We start from the raw sequence: 26271 nt of genomic DNA, 5'->3' as shown, positions 1-26271 counted from the left end.
GCTTCCGGGAGCGCGGCGCCCGCCGTTTCCGGCTACGGACCGTCGGGATCGGGACGGGGCGCGCGGCGCGCAAGGCTCGAGCCTGGAACGTAAACGCCGTGGCCTTGTCATATGCGGGCAGGAAGGGTTCGTGTTCGATCGGCAAGCGGCTCCGCGAGGCTACGGCGGGCGTCTGGTGCGTGGATCGAACAGAGGAGGCCAAGTCATCGGCTCCGCTGGAGGGGCTCCTTCCCTCATACTGTTCGCCGAAGGATGTTCATGCCACTCGACTCACGCTCACAGATGACCGAAGAAGAACTTCGCGCTGCACCGGAATCCGACTACATGTCGCCAGCCCAGCTGAGCTTTTTTCGCGATCGCCTGATGGCGATGCGGGACGAACTCAGAACGCGTCAGGCAGAGCTGCGCGAAAATCTCGAAACCGCCGACGTCCCCACGGACCCCGCGGATCGCGCCACGCGCGAAGAGCAGGAATGGCTGGAAATGCGCTTGCGCGAGCGCGAATCGACGCTGCTGCAGAAGATCGACGAATCGCTGCGCCGCATCCATGCGAAGGAATACGGGTATTGCACCAAGTCGGGCGAACCGATCGGGATTTCGCGGTTGCTGGCGCGGCCCACTGCGACGACAGCGGTCTACACCTGACGCATCGGACGCCTCGGTGGTCCCGAGCCGTCCAGGTTTGCATCGACTCGATTCGCGGTCTGACGCTCGGCGGCGGATGACGCGCTGATTCCGGTCTCGGGGGTTCCCGAGGCCGGTGGTGGATCAGGCTGCGGCGGTACGACGTGGCGCCGGCTCGTCCATCGCGACCTCTGCGGGAATCGAGGGCCCGGTCTGTGCACGCCGACGCCGGACGAAGCGCCCGAGCGATTCGATCGCCTGCGCGCTTTCCGGCAGGCCCATGGCCTGCCATACGTGCGGCAGGCCGTTCCACACCTCGACTTCGAGTTCGCCGCCGGCGCGTCGTACGCGTGGCGCCAGGCGCAGGCTGTCGTCGAGCAGACGTTCGGTGCTGCCGACCTGCGCGATCAGCGGCGGTAGCCCTGCGAAGTCGCCGAACAGCGGCGAGCAATGCGGATCGCGCGGATCGGTTTGGCCCAGATAGAAGCGCACGTTCATCGCGGGAATGCGTCCGAACATGGGGTCCTTGCCGGCGTTCGTCTGGATCGAGCGGCCCGAGCAGGACATGTCGGTGAACGGCGAGAGCAGCACGCCGCAGCACGGCATCGGCAGGCCCCGGTCGCGCAGGCGCATCAGCAGCTTCAGCACCAGCCCGCCGCCGGCGGAGTCGCCGGCCAGCACGATCTGGTCGCCGCGAAGGCCGCGCGCGAGCAGGCTCCGGTAAGCCGCAAGGCAGTCGTCGATCGCGGCGGGATACGGGCACTCGGGCGCGAGTCGATAGATCGGGAGCACGGCCTGGTCCAGGCCCGCGGCGCGCGCGATGCCGGCCGCGAGATTCATGTGGCCGTTGAGCGTGCGCAACAGGAACGCGCCGCCGTGAAGATAGAGAAGTACCGACGAAGGCGGCTGGTTCGCCGCCGCGGCTTCGGGATTCACGAGGCGTACGCGCACGCCGTCGAGCTTGCTTCGCTTCCACGTATACCGCTCGGTGCGACCCAGGTTCAGCATGCCGCGCGCGCGGTCGATCCACGCAAGCCGGCGTCGCAGCCGCACGAGCGCATCGTCGCTGGCGAAGTGTCGATCCGCCGAGCGGCAGAGCCAGCGGATCAGCCGCGTCGTCACGCGGGCACGCGCCCCCGGTTCGGAGATCACGCGATCGAGCCGGACGCGTTGAAGGCGGGCGAGCCCGCGTACGGCCTTGCGCGAAGCGAACGTCAGCAGCTTGCGCGGTGGACGCTTGCGAGCACGAACGGACGTCGCCGTGCTCGTGTCGAGCACGGCGTCCAGGGCAGAAGCCGGAAGATCCTGCGCCCCCATGTTCATTGGCCCAGGGGCAACGAAAAACGGCGGAAGATCGCTCGTTTCAGGCGGTTTTCAAGGACGGTTCCCATGCGATGCATTCCTCACGCGAGTCGAACACTCGTTTCCAGGAACGGCCCGAGCAAGCCACGTTCCCGCGCGCGATCTCGTCCGGGGAACAACACAAGTGCGGGAACGGCGCACAAAAAAATGGCCCCCTTGGGGGAGGGGGCCTATCGGTTGGACGGTCGGGGCGGACCGTTGGGGAGAGACCCTGAGGGAGGCAGGGTTCCAACCGATGGGTACAGCTTACGGGCGTGCGATGAAGGTTTACTGAACGGGATGCGCGACGCGGACAAGCGCGCATCCCGTCCGGTTCATGTCAGCACGGCGATGAGGATGATGATGGGGATGGGAATACCGAGAAACCAGAGCAGGATTGATTGCATGTGGAGATCCGTCCGTATGGGGTCAGGAATGGAGAATCAACGCGGCCACGCGTTGCGATGCCGACCGCCGACTGTCGCGGCGTAGGTTGCGCAGAACGCGCCCACGAGCAGCGACACGAACAGCCAGAGCGAAACCTTTGCAGCCGCCTTGCGCGCGGCATCCGCCGCCTCGCGAGCCGCCGTCTCCAGTTCCTTCGTGGTCTGCTGCGCACGATTCATCGTTTGCGTGACGCGCACGTCAGCCTCGGGGACACTCAGCCCGGTCTGACGCGCCACGACGGCCACGACGTATCGACGATCGGCATCGGTCATCGGCTCGTCGCCGATCGCATCGAACGCCACGATGCGGCGCACTTCTTCACGTTCCGCCTGGTCCGCCGGACCGGATGCGCGATCGGAGCGGAACAGGGCGTCGTTGAAATAGTCGTCCGCGAGCGATTCGTCATCCACCAGCGTCGCGGCCGCATTGCCCGCACCTTCCAGCGCCGCGGATGCAACTTGTGCGGTGCCTTTTGCGGTTCCTGCCGCTGCGGATGTGAGCAGTGCGGCAGTGAGCAGTGTCGCCAGGGCCCAGGTCAGAAGGCCGTGCACGGTGTCGCGGAAGAAACGCTCTTCCGGTTTCACATCCATCCATCGATGCCGCAGCCGGCCGGCGAGGTAACCGCCGATGGCCGAGGCCGCAGCCGCCATCAGGATGGTCCAGAGCACCGCCGAAACGCCCAGCGTCGTCGCTGTGGCGCCATCCTGCTTCCACGGAGACATGGCGGCGAAGCCCAGGCCGCTACCGAGCACGAGAAGGATCAGCGAGAGCGCCGCGGCGGCGAGGGCGCCGGCGATGATGGCGCTCCAGCACAGCGATTCGGCGCTTCCATGCGCATGCGTTGCAAGCGGGACCGCCGGGTCTGCAAGCGGTACCGAGGTCGAGATACTCATGTGTGATGTCTCTCCGTTGAGGGCGGCATTGCCTTGTCGTGTTTTGAGCGTGGCCGCGATGTGCCCGCGGCTGGCGCTCCTCGATGCATGGAGCGTGCAAACCGTCGTTAGAGAACAAAAGACGAAAAACGCCTTGTTTTCAGCGCGGATCGCCCATGCCGGTTCCGCCGCGCGCAGCGACGCGAGGGCGAATTGCCCGACGTGGGAAACCAGAGGGGCTCAATTCGCCTTGAGGTCCGGCGACGGAAGAAGCCGTTGCGGGCAGGCCCGTGTTCCCTTCGCGCATCGTTCCGATGCAGCGGGATGCCAGCTGCGCAGCTAGGCGCTGCCGGTCAGCGCGGTGTTGATCGCCTCGATCGCATCCTTGGCGCGAAAGGGTTTCGTAAGAATGCTCTCGAAAGCCTGATCGACCATCTTCACGACCTTGTCGGGCGGCAGGCTGCTCATCAGGATCACCGGCGTCGACGCGCTCTGGGGGTCCGAACGAATGGCCTTGAGCGTCGTCGGGCCGTCCATGATGGGCATCATCATGTCGAGCAGGATCAGATCCGGCCGTTGCTCGTGCACGAGTTCCAGCGCCTGGCGGCCGTTGATGGCGCGGCGTACGTGATGCCCGGCGTCGGTCAGCAGCGCGTCGAGTACCTCGGTGATGCCGAATTCGTCGTCGACGACCAGAACCGAAGCCATGTTATGCGCCTAGGCGTCCAGCACGCGGGCGGAAGATCCCGATGATTCGAGCGCATGCAGGATCCGCGCGGCACCGGCGGTGTCGTCCTCGATCTCGATTCCCTTGGGTCCCATCGTGTAGAGGTGGAGGCCCGAATCGATCCGTGCGCTGCGCACCTTCAGCACGGAGATCATGCGGTGCAGCTCGCTGCGCAACTCCACGTAGCGCATCAGCACGATGTTGTGCGCAACCGACGAGACACCCTGCAACGACAAGCCATCGAAGGGCTTGCCATGGATGGCGGCGCTCAGATCGGACTCGGCGGTGTAGATCGCGGTCACACCGCGCAGCTGGAATTCGATGTTCAGCGCGGCGAGGACGCGCGCGAGGCGGTCCTGGTCTCCCGCGATCCGGCTGAGTCCCCCGATGCCATCAATGAACACACGCTTTGCCTTTTTGAGCCGGACGATCCTGAGGAAGCGGTCGCAGATCTCGTCGAGCTGCCCCTCCGTGATGGGCTGCCAGATGATTTCCACCGCGTGCTGGGCGACCGCATCAGCAAAGTTCAAACCCAGGTTTCCCGCCTTGGTCAGCAGAGCGGCCGGGCCATCGTAGAAGCTCAGCATCACGCCCGGCGCATCGGCGGTGCACTGGCTGAGGAACTGCAATCCCAGCGTCGTCTTTCCCACGCCGACGGCGCCGACCAGCAGCGTCGTCGAACCCTGGGGGAAGCCTCCACCCGTAATGCGATCCAGAACCGGCAGTCCCGAAGACAGCGCGCGCGTCACGTGAGCGGGCGGCGTATCCGGATCGCCGATGACGGCCTCGATCCGGGGAAACACCTCCATGCCGCCGGCGGTGATGCGCATGGCGTGATGTCCGCGCAGTACGTCCACGCCTCGCATCTTGTGGGCCACCAGCACGCGTTCCGTCCGGCGGCCGACGTTCTCCGATTTCAGCTCGAGGATGCCGTCCACCATCGTGTGTTCGGGGGCGACGGGCCGGCTGCCCGCACCGGTGAGCAGGAAGATGGTGCAGTCGGTCAGCGACGCCTGCGTCTGCAGTTCGTGAATGAACTTCTTGAATTCGCGCGCGGAAGTCGCGCTTTCTTCGGCTGCGACGAGGCCGTCGAGCACGACGACGGTGGCTCCGTGCTTCTGGATTTCGCGACGCAGCAGGTCCTGCAGACCTTTCAGGCCGGACTCTTCCAGGACGCGGAACGCGCTGATCAGATAAAGGCGTTCCGGCACCAGATCCGCGTTGAAGAAACTCAGCTGGGACATGTGCAGCATCATCCGGGCGTGACTCTCGGCCAGCAGCGTCACGTAGATGGCCTTGCCCCCGTTGGCGACGTGGTTGTAGCAAAGCTGGTTGCCCAGGATCGTCTTTCCGGCGCCCGGCACGCCCTGGATGATCGTGATGCCGGCGCGAAGGAAACCGCCGCGAAGAATGGTATCGAGCCCGGGTATGCCACTCGGAATCTGGTCGAGTGGTTCGATCTTCCCCTTTGGCGAGTTCATTCGGTTCTGGCTTCGGCTTCTTCTTGATTGAGACGCGAAATGTAGCTCACCGACCGCAAGCGGGCACTGGGGGAGCGGCCGTCGAATCATCCGCGACGGCGTTCACTCGCAAGGAATGCGGGGGGCGGTGCTCGCTTCCGGATGACCGCCCGGTCAAGTCCGTCGTCCCGTACGAAGCACGTGCAAATTGCAGCGGCGGGAGTCGGCCCGCTGCTGCATCGGAGGGGCTTCGGGCCATTGGTATCATCCCGCCCGTTCCCTGGGTTGCAGGGGAGCGCACCGAGGGGAGATCAACAGCATGGATGACGCTGGACGTCGACGATTCCTCGACGCCTATCGCCGTGTCGTCGCACGTCCGGCCGTCGGCCGCCTCGCTGCGGCCATCGTGGCGGTCGTCAGCGTCGCGCTCGCCGTGATCCTGCGCTTCGAACTCGCCGGCTGGCTGCACAACGCGACCTACATGCCGTTCTTCCTGGCCGTCATCTTCTCGGCCTGGGCGGGAGGACTGTTCGGCGGACTGATCTGTGTGGCGCTGTCGACGTTCGTCTGCGCGTACCTGCTGCTGCCGCCGGCGGCATCGATGACCCTGATGATCAGCGGCGATCGCGCGAGCCTCGCCTTGTTCTGCTTCACCGCCGTGGTCATCTGCCTCGTGGCGGAGGCGATGCACCTGGCTCGCGGGCGCGTCGAAGTCCAGGCGCAGGCCTTGCGCGTCGCGCAGCGCGAACTGCGGGTGCGCGACGAACAGATCGAGCTTGCGCTGGAAGTCGGCCGCATCGTGACCTGGGATCACAACCTCGATACCGGTGAGGTGAGTCACTCCGCGAGCGCGCGAGCGCTGCTGGGTTCCGCCGAGATCACGGCGGGCGGTGCGATCGAACTGATCCATCCCGATGACCGCGAGCGCACCCTGGCCGTCGTCGCCCACGTGCTGGCCGGAGGGGAGGCGCACCGCGTCGAGATCCGCGCCCTGTTGCCGGACGGCCAGGTGAAGTGGTTCAGCAGCCGCGCGACGTTGCGCGTGGATTCGCAGACCGGACAGCGGCATCTCACCGGGCTGGCGAGCGACATCTCGGATCGCAAGCGCGCGGAGTTCGCGCTCGGCGCCAGCGAGGATCGTTTCCGCACGATGGTCGAGACCATTCCTCAGTTGATGTGGATGGCGCGCCCCGATGGCGACATCTACTGGTTCAACCAGCGCTGGTACGACTACACCGGCAGCACGTTCGACCAGATGAAAGGCGGCGGCTGGGCCTCCGCGCACGACCCTGCATGGTTGCGGAGCGCGCAGGCAGCCTGGGAGCAGACCATTGCGCAGGGCACGCCGCTGGAAACGACGTTTCCGCTGCGCTCCGCCGACGGCAGTTATCGCCTGTTCCTGACCAAGGTGGTGCCGCTCAAGGACGAACTGGGCAGGGTGCTTCAGTGGTTCGGCACCCACACCGATGTCAGCGAGCTGCACGCGTTGCAGGAGCAGCTGAGGACCGAGGACCGGCGCAAGGACGAGTTCCTTGCCACCCTCGCGCACGAACTGCGCAATCCGCTGGCCCCGCTGGTCACCGGCCTGGACCTGCTGGAATCGATGAAGGACAACGTGGCGGGGCTGCACGGCGTACGCAAGCTCATGCAGCGACAGTTGCAGCGCATGTCGCGGCTGCTCGACGACCTGCTCGACGTGTCGCGCGTCGCGCGCGGATCGCTCGAGCTGCGCAAGAAATACGTGCTGCTCTCGGACGCCCTGACCGAGGCGATCGAGACCAGCCAGCCGGTCATCGAGCAGGGGCACCACACGCTCGAACTGGTGCAAGGGGATCAGCCGATCGGGCTGATCGCCGATCCGCATCGCCTCACGCAGATCTTCTCGAACCTGCTCAACAACGCAGCGCGCTATACCGATTCGGGCGGCCGGATCCGCGTCGTCGTCGAATGTACGGACACGGTCGGAAAGGTCCGCGTGATCGACGACGGCATCGGCATGGCGCCCGAGACGATTCCCCAGCTGTTCAAGATGTTTTCCCAGCTCGCTCCGGCGGCGGATCGTTCGCGCAGCGGGCTGGGCATCGGCTTGTCGCTGGTGCGCCGCCTCGTCGAATTGCACGGCGGCAGCGTGACGGCCTTCAGCGAGGGCCTGGGCAAGGGCAGCGAGTTCGTCGTCGAGTTGCCGCTGGCCGAGGCGAAGGTGTCGGAGTCCGTCGGGAGCGTTCGCGCCGCCTGAGGTCCGCCGCATTGCGCCCGCCACGGTGGTCGTCTGTTCTGCACGAAGGAATCTGCAGGAACCCGTTCCGGCGCGGGTACGTGCATTGCGCGTGGTTCTCGCATTCCATGTGTGGAACAGGAGAACGGCAATGAAACAGACGGGAAGTCTGGAAGGAAAGACGGTGGCCATCCTCGTCACCGACGGTTTCGAGCAGGTCGAACTCACAGGGCCGCGCGACGCGTTGCAGCAGGCCGGCGCGCGGACCCGCGTGGTGTCGCCCAGGCCGGACAAGGTCAGGGCCTGGAAGGCCCAGGACTGGGGCGAGGCGTTCGCCGTCGACGACGATGTCCATTCTGCGGATGCCGCGAATTTCGATGCGCTGCTGCTGCCCGGAGGCGTCATGAGCCCGGATCACCTGCGGGCGAATCGATCCGCGACGCGCTTCGTGAAGGCGTTCTTCGATGCCGGCAAGCCGGTGGCCGCGATCTGCCATGGCCCATGGACGCTGATCGACGCCGGCGTCGTCGAGGGCCGTCGCTTGACATCCTGGCCCTCGCTGCAGACCGATCTCAGGAACGCGGGCGCTGATTGGGTCGACGAGGAAGTGGTAGTCGACCAGGGCCTCGTTTCGAGCCGCAAGCCGGACGATCTGCCGGCTTTCAACCGCAAGATGATCGAGGAGTTCGCCGAGGGCCGACACACGCGACGCTGAGCTTCATTGCTGAAACGGGTAGCGGGTCTCGAAGGAGCGAAACAACCCGCCGGACGTCCTCGCTCAGACCGATCGCTCCGTCGCCGTCTCCGCGAGCAGCGCCTTCGCGGCAACGAGATCCTGCGTGTCGAACCCTTCGGTGAACCAGGCCGTGACGTCCGACAGCGCCTTGCGGGCCGCCGCACGCTTGCTCCGCTGTGTCGACGAACGGGCCAGGCTCAGCGCTGCCCTCAATTCGTAGATCTTCGCTTCCTGCCGGCGTGCGATGGTGATCGCCATCTGGAAGCAGGCTTCTGCCTGCGCGCAGTTCGTCAGCGGCTCCTGCAACGAGAGCTCGCCTTTGATCCGATGGAGTTCGGCCTCGTATTGACGCTCGCTGGTCTTGCCGGCGATCTCGAGTGCCTCGGCCAGCACGCGGAGTCCTTGCTCCGCATTCCCCGCGCGCCCGTAGGCCTCGGCCAGCAGGCCCAGGCAACAGGGAATCCACTGCCGGGCACCTGCGACCTCGAACATCCCGAGGCCGGTGCGGATTTCCGCGATGCCCGCCTCGGCCTGCCCCTGGTCGGCCAGCGCCCAGCCGCGGAGCATCGTGGCCCGCGCCACGTAGTACGGAAATCCCTCGCGGACGGCGTAGGCGATCAAGGCCTCCGCCGTTTCCTGCACGGCCCGGCTCTCCCTGCGCATCAGATGCAGGTCCGCGGTGGAGAGAAGCGTCCCACCGGTCGCGAACGGAACGCCGAATCCCCGGGCCAGCGTGGCGCCCTTGTGCAGGCCGAGCCGCGCCTGATCGGGATAGCCGCGAATCTGCAATGCGAAGGCCCTGACGCACTGGCTCACCGCGCTGGAATCATCGACGGACACGTTGGCCGACCCTTGGTATCGCCGCGGATCGTCCAGGACGATGCTCTGCTCCGCGTGTTCCTGTGCGGCCGCGAAGTCGCCCAGCGAGAAATATTCGAACGAGGCCGCCGTGTGAGCCTGCGAGAGCAACGTGGGCGACTCGGCGTGCCGCGCGATTCGCAGCAGGCGATCTCCGATCGCACGGGCAGTGCGTATCTCGCCGCGCACGAGGTGGAAGCGTCCGATGCGGAACAAGGCCGAGGAGATCGCCGGCGTCTCCTCCATCTGCTCGCACAATGCGTAGGCGCGGGCATTCACCCGTTCCGCATCCGGAGCCGAATAGCCCTTGGTCATCGTCAGGCAGAAGCTCAGGCTGACCTGCAGGCGCAGCTCGCGTTTCGCCCGCTCGGCGGTCGCAGGCAAGGTGGCGAGCAGATCGAGCGCCTTCGTGAAATGAGCAGTCGCCTCGGCGTTCGCCGATCGCTGGAGCGCTCGTTCTCCTGCCGCATGAGAGTAGTGGACGGCGCGCGCGGGATCCTGCCCCCGCTCGAAATGCACGGCGAGCTCCGCCGCGATCTCAACGGCGCGCTCGACGTAGGCGCGTTCCTCGCACGATCCGATCGCCCGATGAGCCTGCGCCCGCTGGCGTGCGCTCATGCGTGAATAAAGAACGTCCCGATAGAGCGCGTGGCGAAATCCATATCGTCCGCTGACCGTGCCATCGGGCCAGGCCGCGAGTCCCCGGCCTTCGATGAACTGCCCGTGTCGCGCCAATTGCTCGAAGCAGGTTTCTGCTTCCTCTTCCGGCATCTGGACGGCCGCCGCGATGCTGGCGACGGCGAATTCCGCGCCCGGCACGCTGGCGATCTCCAGGACGCGTCGCTCCCGTTCGTCAAGCCGCCCGAGCTGCACTTCGATCAGTTCCCGCAAGCCCTGCGGAATCGCCGCCTCGAGCCGATCCTTCGCAGCCGACGCTCCTTTCTCGGGCGCCTGGTCGGCGGCCAGGTAGTCCGCCATTTGCACCATGAACAGCGGATGTCCTTCCGTGCGCTGGTAGACGAACGCGGACAGAGCGGCCTCATCGCCGGTTTCCGGAAAACGGCGCGCCAGATAGGTCTGCACATCGGCGGGCGGCAGATTTCCAAGCGGGATTTCCCCGGCCTGCGCGCGAGCGACCAGTTCCTGCTTCATCGCCTTGAGTGGATGATTCGTGAACGAGACATCCGCCGGCCGATACGTGCCCAGGATCAGCAGGCGGGCGGGCGCGGTCCGCCGCGCCACCAGCGCCAGCATCTCGATGGTCGACGGATCGCTCCAGTGCAGATCCTCCAGCACGAGGATCAGCGGCATCTCGGTGCTGATCGCTTCCAGCGCGTCGGCGATTTCGCGGAGCATGCGCTCGCGCGGCGCGCCGGCCACGCGCGCCTGCAGCAGCTTGACGTCATCCGGGGAAAGAAGCGCCGGAAGCTGCATCAGCCACGTGGGTGCGGTCTGTTGGAGCACGTCCACGACCTGCGCCCCTTGCGGCTGGCGGCACAGGGAAGCGAGCGCTTCGAGCACCGGCCGATAGCCTTCACCTGCGCCGTGCTGCTCCACGCACTGACCGTAGCCGAGGTTCGGCGCGTGCGGCAGCCGGCTGAGGAAACTCTGCACCAGCGACGTCTTGCCGATGCCCGCCTCGCCGTTGATGAGCACCAGCTGCCGCTCGCCGCGCAACGCCTTGGCGTAGTGCCGGTCGAGTTGCGCCAGCGGCGCATCGCGGCCAACGAACGTGGGTGACGGCGGCAGTGTGTCCGTGGTGATCCGCGACGCGACGTCCTCGAGTCGGCGGGCGGTTTGACGCCGCTCCGGCGTGACCTGCGCAATGAACGTGTAGCCGACGCGGTGGCAGGTCTCGATATAGCGCGGCTGTTTCGCGTCGTCTTCCAGCACGCGGCGCAGAGCCTGGATCTGGAACGCCAGCGCGTCCTCGCCGACGACGGTCGTCGGCCACAGCCTCTCGTGCAAGGCGTCCTTGGTCACGATCTCGCCGGCTTGCCGAACGAGTTCCCAGAGCACTCCGAGCGCCTTGGGTTTGAGGTCGAGGCGCCGGGTCCCTATCAAGAGGGGACCTTGCGGACCCATCAGTCGATAGGGACCGAAATAGAGCGACGAGGCCTCGGGCATAGATTCGAAAGCTCGGAATTTGCTCGGAGTTCGCCCATGGACGTTTGCATGGTGCGATGCATTGTCGGGCCAGCGCGTTGATTCGCGCAAACGCCGGACAGGAGCCGGAGGACCTCAGCCGCAGGCGCTCGCACGCAGGAAGCGGAAAAGACGACGTGTGGACGATGCATCTCCGTCCTGTGGGCATTTCCCACGATGGGAGCGTGTCTTGCTACGCGAGCACGCTCACGGCGTCGTGACGCCGCCGCACCACCGCCACTGCCCCGGGGATATTCCAGACCATGCTCGTGCCGATCCTCCGCAGTGAACCCTCCAGCGAGCGCATGGCCGCACGTTCACGACGCGTCCGCCGCGTCGCGGTCCTTGCCCTCGTCGCGACGGCCGGCCTGTCACCGGCGCCGGCCTTCGCGGGGTTCACGGCAACGGTGATCCATTCATTCGCCACCTACGGCGACGGTTTCTTCCCGGGCGGCGGCCTGATCCTGGCGCAGGACGGAAATTTCTACGGGACCAGTTTCGCCGGCAGCGCGGGGCAGGTCGACGAGACGGCGGGAACCGTCTTCCGCATGACGCTGGCCGGCGAAACGACCGTGCTGTATTCATTCTCCGATGGCACGCCGGGCGGTACGTTCCCGCAGGCGCCCTTGCTGCAGAGCGGCGATGGATTCCTGTACGGCCTCGCCGCCTATGGAGGCGAGTACGGCTGCGGAACCTTCTTCAGCATCACGCCGCAAGGCACGTTCACGCTTCTGCACGCGTTCAACTGCAAGACCGACGGCAAGATCCCGGTGGGCGGACTCGTGCAGGACGCCGAGGGCAACTTCTACGGGACGACCAGCGCGGGCGGGAAATCCCGGCTCAGCCAGGGCACCGTCTTCAAGGTCGATGCGCAGGGCACGCTGACGACCTTGCACACGTTCTCCGGAGCCGACGGCGGTGGCCCGTCGGCGTCGCTGGTCTTCGGCACGGATGGATTTCTCTACGGCACGACGACGTCGGGTGGAGCCGGCAATCTGGGAACCGTCTTCAAGATGACGAAGACCGGCGGCACGTTCAGGGTCCTCCATGATTTCGCCGGGGCTGCCGACGGCGCGCATCCCAAAGGTGGCCTGATCCGGCGCGACGGCAATTTCTTCGGCACCGCATCGGGCGGTGGCGCCCACGCCCACGGGCTCGTGTTCAAGATCACGCCGCACGGAACGTTCAAGGCGCTGCATGTCTTCACGGGCACCGATGGCGACGCGCCCGAATCGAACCTGATCCAGGGGCGCGACGGATATTTCTACGGGACGACATCCGCTGGCGGGGGCAATGGCGCCGGCACGTTCTTCCGGATCACGACGGGCGGCACGCTGGTGAGCTACTCGTTCAAGAACGGACCGGCAGACGCGAGCCTTCCTTCGTCGCCGCCGATCCAGGCCCCGGACGGAAGCTTCTACGGAACGACCACGTACGGCGGCACGGCGAGCGGCAACGGGACCGCGTATCGCATCGTCGTTGCGCCTTGATCACGATTTGCCGCGATCGTTAGCCCGGGATTGCCGGTTGCGTACTCGCAGCCCCTGCCTTTCGATTCCGGAGTACGCCGTGAGCAAAGCCCGTCTGCACGATCCGCGTGAACGTGGACCCAAACCCCCGTTTCCCCAGCCACCGCAGTCACCGCCCGGCGACGAGGACCGGATGGTGCCGAAGGCGGACCACGGCGAGAAGGGCTACACCGGCAAGCAATGCCTCAAGGATCGTGTCGCGATGATCACCGGCGGGGACAGCGGAATCGGGCGAGCGGTGGCGCTGCTCTATGCGCAGGAAGGCGCGAAGATCGTCATCACGTCGCTCGAAGCCGATGCCGACGACGGCGAGGAAACCTGCCGGCTGGTGAAGGAGAAAGGCGGGCAGTGCCGCTCGATCCCGGGCGACGTCGGCGACGCGGCGTTCTGCAAGGAACTCGTCGACAACACCGTGGAGGCGTTTGGCGGTCTCGACATCCTGATCAACAACGCGGCCTACCAGCGCTCGCATGCATCGATCGAGCAGATTCCGCTCGAGGATGTCGAGCGCACCTTCCGGACCAACGTGTTCGGCACGGTCTACCTGACACAGGCCGCCGCACCGCACCTGCGTCCCGGCGCCTGCATCATCAACACCAGTTCGATCCAGGCACTGTCGCCGACGCCGCAATTGGCACTGTACGCATCGACCAAGAGTGCGATCTCCAGCCTGACGAAGAGCTTCGCGGGCCTGTTCGCCGACAAGGGCGTGCGCGTCAACGCGGTGGCGCCGGGCCCGGTGTGGACGCCGCTGATCCCGTCGACGCTGCCCGAGGAGAAGGTCCGGAACTTCGGCCACGACACCTTGCTCAAGCGGCCGGCGCAGCCGGTCGAGCAGGCCGCACTGTTCGTCTTCCTGGCTTCCGACGACGCCAGCTTCGTCACCGGAGAAGTCTTCGGTGCAACCGGCGGCAAGACGCCGATCTGAGTCCTCGCGGATGGCCGGACCGATGCGCCAGCCGGTGCGTCCCCGGCGCTGTGCGTCGGCGACGAGCCGCGGAGAGCGCCCGTCGCCGACGTCAAGGCAGGTTACGCGCGACGCTTGGCCGCGGCAGCCTTCTTCGCCGGCGCGCGGCGGACGGGTTTGCGCCCCGACGAGGCGCCCGTCAGGCGTGCCTTGGCTGCGGCCAGGCGTTCGCCGAGAGCGTCGAGGTCCACGCGGCTCTTCTGGATCTTCGGGAACATCTCCGTCTCTTCTTCCTTGACGTGATGCTTCACGTACTCCTTGAGCACCGTGACGCTCGAATCGAAGTACTCGTCCGAGGCCGACATCCTGGAGATCTGCTTGACCAGCATCTTGATGCCCTGGTGCTCGACCACGCCCTCGTTGACGTCGTCCTTGGCTTCCTTGGCCTTGGCCTTCGAGGTCGGATAGAAGATTTTCTCCTCGATCTTTGCGTGGACGTCGAGTTCCTCGCAGATCTTCCGCGCGATGCGCAGTTTTGCGCTCTTGCCCGATTGCGCGTCGTACTCGTCGAACAAGGCTTCGACCTTGCGATGGTCCGCTTTCAGAAGTTCGATCGCGTCCAGCTCGACCGCGGTGTCTTGATCAGCCATCCAATGTCTCCTCAGATTTCCGGGCGAATGCGCCGGTAGGTGACACCCGCCGCGCAACCAGCGTGCCCGGGCGATCGCTCGGAGCCCCGATGCAGGCACGGCGCCTGCGCTCGGCATGTCGTCGCCACTCATTTGCAGGAACTCCGATGACACAGCCTCAGCAATATCGCGCCGACGTGAAGCCGGAAGGCGACGGCAAGACGAGCGAGCGGGAGCGGGCTGACAACGCGCGACAGGCGGACAGCGGCCCCATCGAGCGGGAAGTGAAGACGCAGCAGGATCGCCAGGACGGCACGATCGACGACGACCGCACCGTTCTCGATTCCAGCCGTCCGCGTGCTGCGCCGTAAACGGGGCGGTCCCACAGGTCCGTATCCCACCGCATGTCGCTGACGCGTTCCCGAAATAAATGCGAATCCTCGGCGTCGGTGACGATCTCTGCCTGGGGTCCGTGTATCTGCGGCTTTGCCAGGAAGGCCACGAGGTGCGCGTCAGTGGCACCAGTGCCGACTCGGTTGGGATCCTCGAGGGTCTGATCGAGCGCAGCGACGAGTGGTCGGCGCAGCTGCCGTGGATCCGCGCGGCCGGCGCCGAAGGCCTCATCGTCTTCGAGACGGCCACGCACGGCGCCGTACAGGACGCGCTGCGTGCACAGGGATTTCGCGTGATCGGCGGCAGCGCGTGGGGCGACCGGCTCGAGGAAGATCGCGACTATGGCCAGCTCCTGTTGCGGCAGCTGGGGCTGCAGACCGCCGCGACGCATCGCTTCGTCGATCACACGGTCGCGATCGAATTCGTCCGGCGTCAGCCCGGACGTTACGTCTACAAGATCTGCAGCGGGCACTCGGCATCGACGCGCAACTACGTCGGCCAGCTCGATAGTGGTGAGGACCTGATCGCGATGCTGGCCATCGAGAGACGTCGCGTCGGCGATGTGCCGCCGGCGTTCGTACTGATGGAATACGTCGCAGGCGCGGAAGTGGGAACGGGCGCGTACTTCGACGGACACCGGTTCCTGCAGCCCGCGTGCATCGACTGGGAGCACAAGCGCTTCTTCCCCGGGGATCTGGGCGAACTGACCGGCGAGATGGGAACGGTCGTCAGTTTCCGGCGCTCCCGGACCCTGTTCGAACGTGTACTGGCGCCACTCGAATCCTCGCTCGAGAACTCGGGCTACGTCGGCTGGCTCAACGTCAACACGATCGTCAACGAGCGGGGCATCTGGCCTCTGGAATTCACGTGCCGGTTCGGCTATCCCGGGACGGCCATCTGCGGAACCTTGCAGACGGACGCATGGGGCACGGTGCTGCGAAAGATGGCCGACGGTCGTGGCGAAGCCATTCGCACGCGTGACGGGTACGCAGTCGGCATCGTGCTGACCACGCCGCCGTTCCCCTACGACGAGCCGCGGTGCGCACGGGTGCCGATCCTTTTCAGGGACGCGCTGGATCCGCTGGACGGGCAGCACATTCACCTGGCCGAGGTTGCACGCGAGCAGGGCCAGCTGATGGTGAGCGGCAGCCGCGGTTACCCGCTGGTGGTGACCGGTGTGGACGCCGATCTGCGCGAGGCGCAGCGCAAGGCCAACCGGCTCGCCGCACAGGTCGTGATTCCGAACCTGCGCTATCGGACCGACATCGGCGATGCGCTGATCCGTGAAGACATGCGACGACTCGTAGCCTGGGGCGTTCTGGATGAGGGTCCTGATCCGGCTTTGTAGCGCGCGGGCTCCTGCAGAGGCATTTGCATGGGCCGCTATCGTCGGGATTCGGAGGAAGTGCCCGGTGTGCGACGCGCAGACAAGGCCTTGCGCGCACGTTCTGCCCGGCGTTCGTACTCGGCCCGCAGCTTCTCGAGATCGTCTTCGCTCAGTTCTTCCAGATCGAGCAGCGTGTCTCTCGCCTTCGGCGTCGCACGGATCAACTCGTCGAGCTTGATCTGCATGGCCGCGGAGTCACGGTTCTGCGTGTTCTGAATCAGGAAGACCATCAGGAAGGTCACGATGGTCGTGCTCGTATTGATCACGAGCTGCCAGGTATCGCCGAACCCGAACAGCGGACCCGACAGCCCCCACACGATCACCAGGCCCAGGCCCGTCGTGAAGGTGTACGGCTCGCCGGCCGCGTGCGAGATCCGCTGCGCGAAACGCGTGAAAAACGAGACGTGGTGCGTCATGGTCGTTCCTGTCGATCGGGGCAGAAGATATCTGCCCCTTGCACCGGTCGGGCCAAGTGTCGCGATGCGGAATGGAGCGCGATGGAGGCCGCGACCCGCTGTCGGGACACCGAAATGCAGAGGGGCTCGAATGCAGCTGCCGCGAGGCACTGGAACTTGCACGGCGGCATTCAGGCCGCCGGGCAGAGCGCATTTCGAACCGGTTCAGTGGTCGCGCACGAGGCGAGGACCGGGGCCCTTGATGGGTGCCGGCGACACTTCCGGTTCGCCCGCTGAGGGCGGCGCCGGCGTCGCGGTCTCGATCTTGATGGTGCGCGTCGGATACGCGAACGGGATCTTCCGGGCCGCCAGCGCCTGCATCAGACGCAGATTCAGGTTCTGCTGGATGTCCATGTAGACGCCGTAGTCGGGGGACTTCACCCAGTACGCGACTTCGTAGTCCAGCGACGATTCCCCGAACTTGAAGAAGTGGGCGCGCTCCAGGCGCACGTTCTCCATCTTCGAGATCTGTTCGCGCAGGAACTCCGCCACCCACTGCACGTCATCCGGGGGCGTGGCGTAATCGATGCCGAACGTGAAGACGATCCGCCGTTCGTACATGCGCTTGTAGTTGCGAACGCGCGTCTTGAGCAGGTCGTTGTTGGCAAAGACGATCTGCTCGCCGCCCAGGCTGCGTACGTGCGTCGTCTTGAGGCCCACATGCTCGACCGTTCCCATGTAGTCGTCGTCGACGATGATGAAATCGCCGACGACGAAAGGCCGATCGACAATGATCGAGACACTGGCGAAGAGATCGCCCAGGATGTTCTGCACGGCCAGCGCCACGGCGATGCCGCCGATGCCCAGACCCGCCACCATCGCCGTGATGTCGACGCCCAGGTTGTCGAGCGCCAGCAGCAGCAAAAGGGACCACAGCAGCGCGCGGGCGGCGAAGCCCATCGCCGTGATCGCGGTGACGACGCCGGTGTCCGTCTGGTTGCGCCGTCGATAGCGCTCGAAGAACGCGTCGAGCGCCACGCTCAGCCACAGGCCGACCTGGATGGCGAACCCCACGGTGAAGAGGATTTCGAGCATTCGTTCCACGCGAGGCGCGAACTCGAGCGCGTGACTGCCGCCGAACAGGCTGGCCAGCAGAACGAACCACGCGCGGGTCCGGCTCAGCACCTGCACGAGCGTGTCGTCGGCACCGGTGCTGGTGCGTGCGGCCCATCGCTTCAGGCGCGCGCCGAGGTGCGTGCGACCGACCCGCGCGGCCAGCACGAACGCCAATACGATGCCGAGGGCGATCAGCCACGCCGACACGGAATTGCCCAGGAGTTTCTGCTCCAGAACGAAGCTCCAGGGCATTTCAGTTGTGGCAGGCATGACGCGCGTTCCGGTATCGATTGGCGAAAATCCCGCCGAGCGTCTCGATGGCAGTGCGTAGGCGAGGCAGGGTGTGCGTGGGCACAGGGCGCGGACGCGGCATTACTTCGCAGTCTTCCAGCGTGCTGGGATGTCACCGCGCGACGTTTGCCCGCGCGAGCTAGGGGGCTGCAACGCGGGCAGCATCTGGCCGGCGAGCTTGCGCACTCCAGGATCCCGGGAGTTTCGGAAAACCTCTTCGAACAGCAACACGGCCTGTCGGTGCGACCGGATCATCCGTGCGCGATAGTCGTGGTCGACGTCCTCGGTGGCGCCATCGTCCTCCTGACTCTCGAACATCGTCTCGCGGCTCTTGAAAAGAGAAGCGCGATCAGCGGGGAGGCTGTGCGGAGGGGATGACACGGGTTCGGGGCATTCCAGGCGATATCCCGCTGCGCCGCATTCCACGTGCCCGCAGGCGTATCGCGTCCCGCAGGGGAATCCACACGTACGACCGGCGCGGCAGCAAGGACAGCCAGCTCCGCCTGAGGATCTCGCCGGTCGTTCCGCCATCGGTCGACCTGCCGGGCGAAGCGTCGGCCCGTCGCGTCCTGCCGTCCGCACATCCCTCGTTGTTCCGGGCATAACCCGTGCTCCGGCTCCCTTCGACGTTCAATGCCGATCGATGGGAGACAACATGCACGCCAAGGTTTTCGACACACGCGATGACGCCTCGGATCATCCTTGCCGGTGGGCCAACGCATTCCATCGCGACTTGATGCGGCGTAACCACGATCGTCTGCGCCTGGCGCCGCCGGGGGACGACTGGGAAGCGGAGCTGCGTGCGGAGTCGCAGCTCCGGCGCATGGAAGTCGGCTTCGTCGAAGCCGAGCGGCATGCCGTGGCGCCCTGGACACGCAACGTACCGACACGGGCTCCCGCGTTCCTGGCGTGGTTCGAGCGGCTCGAGCAGACCGGGCCGGGTCAGGGCGATCCGCTGTTCCCGTGGCTGGCACAGGAAGCCGACGTCACCGCGATGCGCTGGTTCATCAAGCAGGAGGCCGCGGGCGAGGCGGGGTTCGACGATCTGGTCGCACTATCGCAGTTGCGCCTGCCGGCCGGGCCGAAGCTCGAGATGGCGCGCAACTACTGGGACGAGATGGGACGGGGTCGCCTCGATGGAATGCATGGCCCGATGCTGGATCGCGCCGTCGCCGAACTCGATGTCGTGCCCGACCCGGACGAAACCGTCTGGGAATCGCTTGCACTGGCCAACCTGATGCTGGCGATGGCGGGCTCGCGCCGTTACGTCTATCACGCGATCGGAGCGCTGGGCGTGGTCGAACTCACGGCGCCGGGCCGCGTCTCGCGGGTCAATGAAGGTCTGCAGCGCCTCGGGATCAGTCCGACAGGACGCCGCTATTTCCAGCTCCATGCGGGACTCGACGTGCGCCACTCCGAAGCGTGGAACCGGGAAGTCCTGGGACCGCTGGTGGAGCGGGACCCGGATTGCGCCGTGGCGCTCGCCGAAGGCGCACTGATGCGGATGAGGGCCGGCGCACGGTGTTTCGAACGCTACCGGGCTCACCTGGGAATCGCGGCAGAGCGAGCGATCAGCGTCCGCGAGGGTCGCAAGCTTCCAGTCGCCGCGTAAGGGGCTTGCGCGACGCCTCGCGCGTCCGCTGGCCTCCGATGCGAGCAAGGACCGCCGCGCGTCTTCTGCACGAATGGGCGGATGCTTCAGCGGTCCCTCGGGACGCCCGACCGCTTGAACGTGCGAGGTCCGTGACGGTTGCATCCTGTCGTCCGGACCTTCATTTGACGCACAATGCCATGGGCACGGAAGGCACCTATGCGACGTGCGCCACACGATTCTGGCCCGGCGTCGGTCACGGATTCTCCCGCGTCGCCTCCGGCAGAGGAGGTGCCCCGGAGTCCTGACGATGAACCGGGGGGACGTCAAACAGGGAGCGACACTTGGGCCGCATCACGACTGCCATCGCCGTCATCGGAACGGCCGCGCTTCTATTTGCCTGCAGCCGGGCAGCCACGCTGCAGGAAGTAGTGTCGCCGCCCGCTGCAGCCGTGCAGACGGTGCATTACCGCACCGATGTGCAGCCCATCTTCGAGCAGAAGTGCGCGGCCTGCCATTCGTGCAACGACGCGCCGTGTCAGCTCAAGCTGACCAGCTGGCAAGGCGTCGAGCGCGGCGCCTCGAAGATCCCGGTGTACGACGGCACGCGTGACAAGGACCAGGCGCCGACGCGGCTGGGCATCGACGCCTTGCGGACCTCGGACTGGCGACAGATGGGCTTCTTCTCCGCGCAGTACGCGCCGTTGGACGACAAGGCCACGGCCACGCAGTCTTCGCTGCTCTACAAGATGATCGCGCTGGGCCACGCGAACCCGTGGACGCCGAATGCAAAGATCCCGGACGACATCGAACTGGGACGCGAGCGGCCCAATGAATGTCCCACCATGGATGAATTCAAGGGCTATTCGAAGGATCGTCCGCTGCAGGGAATGCCGCTGGCGGTCACGGGCCTGACGGACAAGGAATTCCAGACGCTGAAAACCTGGACCGAGGAAGGCAGCGTCGTGGAGCCTTCGCTGCTCATGCCGTCGGCCGCTGAATCGAAGGCCATCCGGCAGTGGGAGGAGTATCTGAATCGCCCGGGCGTACGCGAGCAACTGGTCGCGCGCTATCTGTTCGAGCACCTGTTCCTGGCGCACATCCACTTTCTCGAGGAAGACCGGCCCCACTTCTTCGAACTCGTGCGCTCGCGTACGCCTTCGGGCCAGGACCTCGTGCCGGTGTCCACGCCGACACCCAACGGCGACGCGGGTGGGCCGGTGTTCTATCGCTTCCGGCTGATCACCGACACGATCGTCGAGAAGACCCACATCACCTACGCGCTCGGCGAGCAGAAGCGGCGGCGCTACGACGAGCTGTTCTTCGGCACGCCGTGGACCGTCGACACTTTGCCGGGCTACACCGACACGGATCGCGCCAACGCTTTTGCGACGTTCGCGGCGATTCCTGCCAAGGCGCGCTATCAGTTCATGCTCGACAACGCCGAGTACTTCGTCCGCACGTTCATCCGCGGGCCGGTCTGCGCGGGACAGATCGCCACCGACGTCATTCGCGATCAGTTCTGGGTGAGCTTCGAGAATCCGGATACCGAGCGCTACGTGAACGACGCCACGTACCGGCAGAAGGCCACGCCGCTGATCGGCGTTCCGGGTCAGGATTCCGATCTGATCGGGACGGTCGAGCAGTGGGAGCATTACCGGGATCAGCGAAATCACTACATCGCGCTGCGGCAGGCCGAGTACGCGCGCGATCAGCCCTCGGGTCCCTCGTTCGACGATCTGTGGGATGGCGACGGCACCAATCGCGATGCGCTCCTGACCATCTTCCGGCATCACGACAACGCGGCTGTTCGTCACGGCCTGATCGGTACGCTGCCCGAGACGCTGTGGGTCATGGACTATCCGCTGCTGGAGCGCAGCTACTACCAGCTCGTCGTCAACTTCAATGTCTTCGGCAGCGTTTCGCACCAGCTCCAGACCCGCCTGTACTTCGACCTGATCCGTAACGAGGGGGAATACAACTTCCTTCGCTTCCTTCCGGGACCTGCGCGCGAAAAGTTGCGCAAGAGCTGGTACCGCGGCGGTGGTAAGTTGAAGTTGTTCATGACGTACGCCGAAGCGGACGACAAGACGCCGACGCGCATCGTCTACCGGACGAAGGACCCCAAGGCGGAATTCGCGGACCAGCTCTTCGAGCACATGAAGAAGGTCATGGGATCCGAAGACGTCCTCAACCGGTGCCCGCAAGGAGGCTGCGAGCCTGCGTCGACGAGTCGCGAAGTTCGCCAGACCCTGGCCGAACTCGGCCGGCTGGCCGGAAAGACAGGCGATGACCTGCCGGTCATCCCGCTATTGCCGGAACTCGTCTATCTGCGCGTGACCGTACCCGGGAAGGACACGCTGCTCTATGCGCTGGTGCACAACCGCGCGCACAAGAACGTGGCGTTCCTGCTCGGCGAGGAAGGACGCCTCGAACCCGGACGCGACACCGTCACCGTGGTGCAGGGGACGATCGGCAGCTATCCGAATTTCCTCTTCGATCTTCCGCAAGTCGAAGTCGGGGCATTCGTCGACGCCTTGTCGTCAGTGAAAACGCCCGCCGATTTCGAAAGGGTCGTGGAACGCTGGGGCGTGCGCCGGACGCGTCCCGATTTCTGGACCGTCTTCCACGATCTGACGCGCTATCTCGAGAGGACGGATCCAACCGAGGCCGGGCTCTTCGACATGAACCGGTATGTGAACCTGTGATCCCGGGACACGCCTCCTAAAGAGGCGTGCGGTAATCGGCGAGCACTGGAAACAGTCGCACCTCCTCGACGAATTCCCCGCTCTCGTACGTCACGTGTGCTTCACGCTCGCGGATCAGCCACGAACCGTCCGGCTGGCGCAGCATGACGTCGAGGTAGTAGCCGCCGAGCAGCCAGTTCGTGCGCCGGCCGTCGTGATGGATCTGCACATGCACGGCATGGACGGGGCTCTCGACGCGAGCAAGATCGGAGCCCTCGAAAGCGATCGTCGGCGGAGCGACGAGGTGCTGTGTCGCCCAGCAACGCTCGTGGTAGTGCACGAGCCGGTCGATGCCTTCGGGAAACGAGAAGTCGATGAAATGCCCGAGCAACCAGTAATGCTGACGCGCCTTCTCGACGTAGAGCGTCGGCAGCAATTCGCGATGGCGCTTGTGATCGTAGGCGCGCGCGACGAGCTGGATCGTGCGGGTGATCGCGAGCGTGTCTTCTGTCCGGACGTTCGACATCGGGTTCTCCTCGTTTGCTGATCGCGAGATTGCGGTGATCTCGCGTGTGTTTTCGGCGGCCGCGCGGCTAGGGGCGCTTCTTCGCGATATCGACCGGGCGCAGTCCGTACGCAGCCTTGAAGGCGCGCGAAAAATGAGAGGGGTCGGCGAAACCGTAGTCGTAGGCGATGTCGGTGATCCGGTGTTCGCCATGCTGCGAAAGCGCGGTGTGGCAGGCCGCCAGCCGCTGAGACCAGATCCAGCGCATCGGCGTGGTGCCTTCCGCCGCGAACAGGCGGTTCAGCGTTCGAATCGAAATGCCGTGGCGCCCGGCAACGCGCGCGGTATCGAGCGCGCGGTTGCCCAGGTGCGACAGGACGTAGGCCTTGACGGTATCCAGCAACCGCTTTTCCGATCGCTGGATCGCGAACTCGCCGGCCAGTTCGTACTCGATGGCGGCCGACACGGCGTCCACCAGGCAGTCGCCCATGCGTTCGGCTGCGGCGGTGCTCGACGCGACGTCGAGATCCAGTGATTCGCGAACCAGCCGCGACGCGAGTTTCCCGACCGACGATCGATGTCCGAACGCGGCGGCCGCGAAGCGACCCGCCTGCGGCAATCGCATTTCCATCTCGTGCCGCGGAATCTTCAGCAGCACGATGTCGGAATCGAGCAGATACGAGAAAGGCCGCCCGGTGTCGTACAGCGCAAGCTCGCCCGCCTGCTGGACGACTTCGCGACCGCCCTGGCCCAGACAGGTGCTGCCGCTCAGCTTGAGGCTCAGCAGGAACTCGTCGTGCGGCGCCTTGCGGACATTTTCCGTGGTGCGGGTCCACAGGTGGCGCGGCGCCGCCAGCCGGCTGATCTGGTACGAGCCCAGCGCGTTGGTGCTGAACGTGGCGGGAAACGCGTCGCTGCGTTCGAGGCGACTGTCCGCCGGCACGAAATGCCGGCAGATGACGTCGTGCCAGTAGCCGAACTGGGCGCTCTCGGGGACGTTCGCCGTCTGGTAGATCATCATGACCTTCACCTTGCCCTGATCCGCAGTGCCTGCCGGTATTGAGCAAGAATCGGGCAGGAGAATCTAGTCGGGCCGACCCGGCGGCGCCTTCGACGCGCCTCGGGTCGCGAGATCGGGAGCGCGACGATGGAAGTCGGTGACGCCCTGGTATTCGGCCGCCATTCGGAACAGCAGCGATTCCTCGAACGGACGGCCGATCAGCTGCATGCCGACCGGAAGTCCTTCCGAGTCGAACCCGCAGGGCACGCTCATGGCCGGAAGACCCGTGAGGCTGGCCACGCCGGTGAACTGCATGATCGCCGAGAGCATGCTCTCTTCGACGTCGCCTTCGATCCGTACCGTGGTGGCGCCGACGGGCGTGGCCGTGAAAGGAAGCGTCGGGCACACGAACGCGTCGACGTTCCGGAAGGCCTGCAGGAACTCCTCACGCAGCAGCGTGCGATACCGCTGCGCCTGCAGATAGTGGGTGGCGAGCATCAGCTCGCCGACTTCGAGCAGCGTCCGCACATCCGCGCCATAGTCCTGCGGCCGTTCGCGCAGCCAGCGCTGGTGGTAGGTGCTGGGTTCGGCGGATTCGATCGTGAGCTGTGCAGAGATGTTGCCGTGAATGTTCTCGATCGGGACATCGACGATCACCGCGCCCAGCTCCTCGAATGCCGACAGGGCGCGGCGAACGGCGCTTTCCACGTCGGGTTGCAGGTGATGGAAAAAGTACCCGGGGATCACCCCGATCCGCAGTCCGCGCAACGAGCCGCGCAGCGTCGGCACGCAGGGCGGCGCCGCGCGATTCGCCGTCGTCGGATCACGAGGATCGTGCCCGGCGATGACGTCGAAGAGCACGGCGCAGTCTTCGGAAGTCCGGGCCATGGGTCCTGCGGTGTCCATGCTCCACGCCAGCGGCACGATGCCGTGATTGCTGACGCGACCGTAGGTGGGCCGGATGCCGGTGATTCCGTTGATGGCGGACGGCAGGCGGATCGAGCCCCCGGTATCCGTGCCCAGCGCACCGAAGCACATGCGCGCGGCGACGGCGACGCCGCTGCCGCCGCTCGATCCGCCAGGAAAGCGATCCGGATTCCAGGGATTGCGCACCGTGCCGTAGTGCGGGTTGTCGGATGTGCCGCCCCAGGCGAACTCGTGGAGGTTGAGCTTGCCCAGGATGATGGCGCCGGCTTCGCGTAGCCGTGCCACGACGGTCGCATCTTCGTCGGGAATCCAGTCGGACAGGATCTTGCTGCCCGCGGTCGTTCGCAGGCCTCGCGTCGCGATGTTGTCCTTCAGCGCGATGGGCACGCCGAGCAGCGGCTTCGAGCGGGCGCCCGATCGCACTTCACGCTCGGCGCTTCTGGCCGCGTCGAGCGCCTCCTCGTCGCACACGGTGATCCAGGCCCGCAGCCCGTCGTCGTGTGCCTCGATCCTGGCGAGACAGCCGCGCACCAGCTCCACCGGCGAGACTTCGCGCGTCCGGATGGCGCGAGCTGCCTCGGCGAGCGTCAGATTCAACGGATCGTCGGACGTCGTGCTCACTGCGCGGCAGAAGCGTGTGCCAGGACCGTGATCGGGACCAGGGTTCGTCGCGTCGGCGCGCCCATCTTCTCGTTGAGTTCGAGACAGGCGGGAATCCAAGCGGCCAGCACCTCGGCGGCGGCCTGCGCGCGGTCTTCGGACAGATCGAGGCCCGATGCCGCCAGCAGGCCGCGGAAGGCGGTGGCGCCAGGAGACGTCTTCGCCGAATCAGACATTCGGGGCTCCGGCTTTTTCGAGATAACCCTCCCAGAGATCGACGACCACCGACGAGGCTTCCGCGCCATCGCCGAAGAGATCCTTCGCGTCGAATGACACGTGATACGTCGGCTGACGCAATGCTTCGCGGCCGTGGCCGGCGGCGTCGGGGAACGGCCATTCCACGCTCGTGCGATGGACGATGCGCCCCTTCTTGCCACGCACATACTTGGGCATGCGGGTGTGGCCGCGGATGAAGTCGCGCGTGGCGATGACCTCGTCGCCCACTTCGAAGTGGGATCGTGTCGGCCGCGCCGCGCGTCCTTCGGTCTGCGGACGCGCCAGCGGAAAGGCTCCGCCTGCGAGCGCTTCGAGTTCGGCCTGCGTCAGCACGCCTTTCTCGACGTAGAGCGATGCCGTCCCCACGACGATGCGGTCGTAATAGGGGGCGGCGAGATACTGCCGCGGCTCCATGCGTTCGATCGCGTGGCGCAGCTCGTCGACGTTGAACGTCTTGAGATGGTCTGCGCCGAGGAACAACAGGCTGTAGGCGAGATGTTCCCAGGGCTCGTGGAAGACCGGTTTGTAGCTCTGCGAGTTGACGTGATGCGGAACGGTGCCGAAACCGTCCGTGCCGCCCAGATCGTGGATTCCGTCCATGTGCTTTCTCTCC

At 65.9% G+C, this 26271-nt stretch carries 23 protein-coding genes; 9 read left to right on the top strand and 14 right to left on the bottom strand.

Going from position 1 to position 26271, the window contains the following annotated elements:
* Positions 1-258 precede the first annotated feature (258 nt).
* Positions 259-645, top strand: coding sequence for a TraR/DksA C4-type zinc finger protein (locus tag DFR24_RS16910; RefSeq protein ID WP_210772536.1), 387 nt, complete (start codon positions 259-261; stop codon positions 643-645).
* 123 nt (positions 646-768) lie between these two features.
* On the opposite strand, the gene DFR24_RS16905 is transcribed toward DFR24_RS16910, so the two are convergent.
* From DFR24_RS16905 to DFR24_RS16890, 4 genes are all read right to left on the bottom strand, one after another.
* Positions 769-1941 (bottom strand): alpha/beta hydrolase, encoded by a 1173-nt coding sequence (locus DFR24_RS16905; RefSeq protein WP_211346626.1) that lies wholly within the window; start codon positions 1939-1941, stop codon positions 769-771.
* A 467-nt stretch (positions 1942-2408) separates the two neighbouring features.
* Entirely contained in the window at positions 2409-3305 is an 897-nt protein-coding gene (locus DFR24_RS16900) for a hypothetical protein (RefSeq protein WP_133882620.1), read from the bottom strand.
* Between the two features lie 318 nt (positions 3306-3623).
* Positions 3624-3992 (bottom strand): response regulator, encoded by a 369-nt coding sequence (locus tag DFR24_RS16895; protein WP_133882619.1) that lies wholly within the window; start codon positions 3990-3992, stop codon positions 3624-3626.
* A 9-nt stretch (positions 3993-4001) separates the two neighbouring features.
* On the bottom strand, positions 4002-5492 hold the full coding sequence (locus tag DFR24_RS16890) for an RAD55 family ATPase (protein ID WP_162851277.1): 1491 nt from the start codon (positions 5490-5492) through the stop codon (positions 4002-4004).
* A gap of 298 nt (positions 5493-5790) precedes the next feature.
* On the opposite strand from DFR24_RS16890, the gene DFR24_RS16885 reads away from it, so the two are divergent.
* A complete protein-coding gene (locus DFR24_RS16885) occupies positions 5791-7707 on the top strand; it encodes a sensor histidine kinase (RefSeq protein ID WP_133882617.1) in 1917 nt (638 codons plus the stop codon).
* 130 nt (positions 7708-7837) lie between these two features.
* Positions 7838-8401 (top strand): type 1 glutamine amidotransferase domain-containing protein, encoded by a 564-nt coding sequence (locus tag DFR24_RS16880; protein WP_133882616.1) that lies wholly within the window; start codon positions 7838-7840, stop codon positions 8399-8401.
* 63 nt (positions 8402-8464) lie between these two features.
* Here DFR24_RS16880 and DFR24_RS16875 read toward each other — a convergent pair whose 3' ends face one another.
* On the bottom strand, positions 8465-11407 hold the full coding sequence (locus tag DFR24_RS16875; RefSeq protein WP_133882615.1) for an AAA family ATPase: 2943 nt from the start codon (positions 11405-11407) through the stop codon (positions 8465-8467).
* 281 nt (positions 11408-11688) lie between these two features.
* Here DFR24_RS16875 and DFR24_RS16870 point away from each other — a divergent pair, with 281 nt between their 5' ends.
* Together DFR24_RS16870 and DFR24_RS16865 are read left to right on the top strand one after the other, a co-directional pair.
* Positions 11689-12915 carry a choice-of-anchor tandem repeat GloVer-containing protein gene (locus DFR24_RS16870; RefSeq protein WP_133882614.1) on the top strand — a complete coding sequence of 409 codons (1227 nt, stop codon included), beginning with the start codon at positions 11689-11691 and terminating at the stop codon, positions 12913-12915.
* A 79-nt stretch (positions 12916-12994) separates the two neighbouring features.
* Complete coding sequence (locus DFR24_RS16865) at positions 12995-13882, top strand: SDR family oxidoreductase (RefSeq protein ID WP_133882613.1); 888 nt, start codon at positions 12995-12997, stop codon at positions 13880-13882.
* A 101-nt stretch (positions 13883-13983) separates the two neighbouring features.
* Here DFR24_RS16865 and DFR24_RS16860 read toward each other — a convergent pair whose 3' ends face one another.
* Positions 13984-14511 (bottom strand): hemerythrin domain-containing protein, encoded by a 528-nt coding sequence (locus DFR24_RS16860; protein ID WP_133882612.1) that lies wholly within the window; start codon positions 14509-14511, stop codon positions 13984-13986.
* A 146-nt stretch (positions 14512-14657) separates the two neighbouring features.
* Between DFR24_RS16860 and DFR24_RS16855 the strand changes: the two genes are divergently transcribed.
* Both DFR24_RS16855 and DFR24_RS16850 read left to right on the top strand, forming a co-directional pair.
* Complete coding sequence (locus DFR24_RS16855) at positions 14658-14861, top strand: hypothetical protein (RefSeq protein ID WP_133882611.1); 204 nt, start codon at positions 14658-14660, stop codon at positions 14859-14861.
* Positions 14862-14920: 59 nt separating this feature from the next.
* Positions 14921-16231 (top strand): phosphoribosylglycinamide synthetase C domain-containing protein, encoded by a 1311-nt coding sequence (locus DFR24_RS16850; protein WP_133882610.1) that lies wholly within the window; start codon positions 14921-14923, stop codon positions 16229-16231.
* 35 nt (positions 16232-16266) lie between these two features.
* Here the strand turns inward: DFR24_RS16850 and DFR24_RS16845 are convergent, their stop codons facing one another.
* From DFR24_RS16845 to DFR24_RS25365, 3 genes are all read right to left on the bottom strand, one after another.
* Positions 16267-16686, bottom strand: a complete 420-nt coding sequence (locus tag DFR24_RS16845) for a low affinity iron permease family protein (protein ID WP_133882609.1) — start codon at positions 16684-16686, stop codon at positions 16267-16269.
* A gap of 204 nt (positions 16687-16890) precedes the next feature.
* On the bottom strand, positions 16891-18051 hold the full coding sequence (locus tag DFR24_RS16840) for a mechanosensitive ion channel family protein (protein ID WP_133882608.1): 1161 nt from the start codon (positions 18049-18051) through the stop codon (positions 16891-16893).
* 102 nt (positions 18052-18153) lie between these two features.
* On the bottom strand, positions 18154-18390 hold the full coding sequence (locus DFR24_RS25365) for a DUF4142 domain-containing protein (RefSeq protein ID WP_210772535.1): 237 nt from the start codon (positions 18388-18390) through the stop codon (positions 18154-18156).
* A gap of 337 nt (positions 18391-18727) precedes the next feature.
* On the opposite strand from DFR24_RS25365, the gene DFR24_RS16830 reads away from it, so the two are divergent.
* Both DFR24_RS16830 and DFR24_RS16825 read left to right on the top strand, forming a co-directional pair.
* The gene (locus DFR24_RS16830) at positions 18728-19684 is read left to right on the top strand and encodes an iron-containing redox enzyme family protein (protein ID WP_133882606.1); all 957 of its coding nucleotides are present in this window, start codon (positions 18728-18730) and stop codon (positions 19682-19684) included.
* Positions 19685-20007: 323 nt separating this feature from the next.
* Complete coding sequence (locus tag DFR24_RS16825) at positions 20008-22371, top strand: fatty acid cis/trans isomerase (RefSeq protein WP_210772534.1); 2364 nt, start codon at positions 20008-20010, stop codon at positions 22369-22371.
* Between the two features lie 16 nt (positions 22372-22387).
* On the opposite strand, the gene DFR24_RS16820 is transcribed toward DFR24_RS16825, so the two are convergent.
* The 5 genes from DFR24_RS16820 to nthB all read right to left on the bottom strand — a co-directional run bounded on the left by DFR24_RS16820 (position 22388) and on the right by nthB (position 26258).
* Positions 22388-22876, bottom strand: coding sequence for a nuclear transport factor 2 family protein (locus DFR24_RS16820; protein ID WP_162851275.1), 489 nt, complete (start codon positions 22874-22876; stop codon positions 22388-22390).
* Positions 22877-22943: 67 nt separating this feature from the next.
* Positions 22944-23876 (bottom strand): AraC-like ligand-binding domain-containing protein, encoded by a 933-nt coding sequence (locus DFR24_RS16815; RefSeq protein WP_133882604.1) that lies wholly within the window; start codon positions 23874-23876, stop codon positions 22944-22946.
* Between the two features lie 63 nt (positions 23877-23939).
* A complete protein-coding gene (locus DFR24_RS16810; protein WP_133882603.1) occupies positions 23940-25403 on the bottom strand; it encodes an amidase in 1464 nt (487 codons plus the stop codon).
* Complete coding sequence (locus tag DFR24_RS16805; RefSeq protein WP_133882602.1) at positions 25400-25618, bottom strand: hypothetical protein; 219 nt, start codon at positions 25616-25618, stop codon at positions 25400-25402. The genes DFR24_RS16810 and DFR24_RS16805 overlap by 4 nt, the downstream gene beginning before the upstream one ends.
* Positions 25611-26258, bottom strand: a complete 648-nt coding sequence (nthB, locus tag DFR24_RS16800) for a nitrile hydratase subunit beta (RefSeq protein WP_133882601.1) — start codon at positions 26256-26258, stop codon at positions 25611-25613. Before nthB ends, DFR24_RS16805 begins: the two co-directional genes overlap by 8 nt.
* Between the last annotated feature and the right edge of the window lie 13 nt (positions 26259-26271).

It is taken from the genome of Panacagrimonas perspica (assembly GCF_004364935.1).
Lineage (GTDB): Bacteria > Pseudomonadota > Gammaproteobacteria > Nevskiales > Nevskiaceae > Panacagrimonas > Panacagrimonas perspica.
This window is presented reverse-complemented; position numbering and strand designations above follow the sequence as displayed.

Coding starts and splice junctions, on each gene's coding strand:
- DFR24_RS16900 (WP_133882620.1), bottom strand. CDS start 3,305: ATGAGTATCTCGACCTCGGTACCGCTTGCAGACCCGGCGGTCCCGCTT.
- DFR24_RS16830 (WP_133882606.1), top strand. CDS start 18,728: ATGCACGCCAAGGTTTTCGACACACGCGATGACGCCTCGGATCATCCT.
- DFR24_RS16890 (WP_162851277.1), bottom strand. CDS start 5,492: ATGAACTCGCCAAAGGGGAAGATCGAACCACTCGACCAGATTCCGAGT.
- DFR24_RS16905 (WP_211346626.1), bottom strand. CDS start 1,941: ATGGGGGCGCAGGATCTTCCGGCTTCTGCCCTGGACGCCGTGCTCGAC.
- DFR24_RS16850 (WP_133882610.1), top strand. CDS start 14,921: ATGCGAATCCTCGGCGTCGGTGACGATCTCTGCCTGGGGTCCGTGTAT.
- DFR24_RS16815 (WP_133882604.1), bottom strand. CDS start 23,876: ATGATGATCTACCAGACGGCGAACGTCCCCGAGAGCGCCCAGTTCGGC.
- DFR24_RS16820 (WP_162851275.1), bottom strand. CDS start 22,876: ATGTCGAACGTCCGGACAGAAGACACGCTCGCGATCACCCGCACGATC.
- DFR24_RS16910 (WP_210772536.1), top strand. CDS start 259: ATGCCACTCGACTCACGCTCACAGATGACCGAAGAAGAACTTCGCGCT.
- DFR24_RS16840 (WP_133882608.1), bottom strand. CDS start 18,051: ATGCCTGCCACAACTGAAATGCCCTGGAGCTTCGTTCTGGAGCAGAAA.
- DFR24_RS16845 (WP_133882609.1), bottom strand. CDS start 16,686: ATGACGCACCACGTCTCGTTTTTCACGCGTTTCGCGCAGCGGATCTCG.
- DFR24_RS25365 (WP_210772535.1), bottom strand. CDS start 18,390: ATGTTCGAGAGTCAGGAGGACGATGGCGCCACCGAGGACGTCGACCAC.
- nthB (WP_133882601.1), bottom strand. CDS start 26,258: ATGGACGGAATCCACGATCTGGGCGGCACGGACGGTTTCGGCACCGTT.
- DFR24_RS16860 (WP_133882612.1), bottom strand. CDS start 14,511: ATGGCTGATCAAGACACCGCGGTCGAGCTGGACGCGATCGAACTTCTG.
- DFR24_RS16895 (WP_133882619.1), bottom strand. CDS start 3,992: ATGGCTTCGGTTCTGGTCGTCGACGACGAATTCGGCATCACCGAGGTA.
- DFR24_RS16875 (WP_133882615.1), bottom strand. CDS start 11,407: ATGCCCGAGGCCTCGTCGCTCTATTTCGGTCCCTATCGACTGATGGGT.
- DFR24_RS16880 (WP_133882616.1), top strand. CDS start 7,838: ATGAAACAGACGGGAAGTCTGGAAGGAAAGACGGTGGCCATCCTCGTC.
- DFR24_RS16805 (WP_133882602.1), bottom strand. CDS start 25,618: ATGTCTGATTCGGCGAAGACGTCTCCTGGCGCCACCGCCTTCCGCGGC.
- DFR24_RS16885 (WP_133882617.1), top strand. CDS start 5,791: ATGGATGACGCTGGACGTCGACGATTCCTCGACGCCTATCGCCGTGTC.
- DFR24_RS16870 (WP_133882614.1), top strand. CDS start 11,689: ATGCTCGTGCCGATCCTCCGCAGTGAACCCTCCAGCGAGCGCATGGCC.
- DFR24_RS16855 (WP_133882611.1), top strand. CDS start 14,658: ATGACACAGCCTCAGCAATATCGCGCCGACGTGAAGCCGGAAGGCGAC.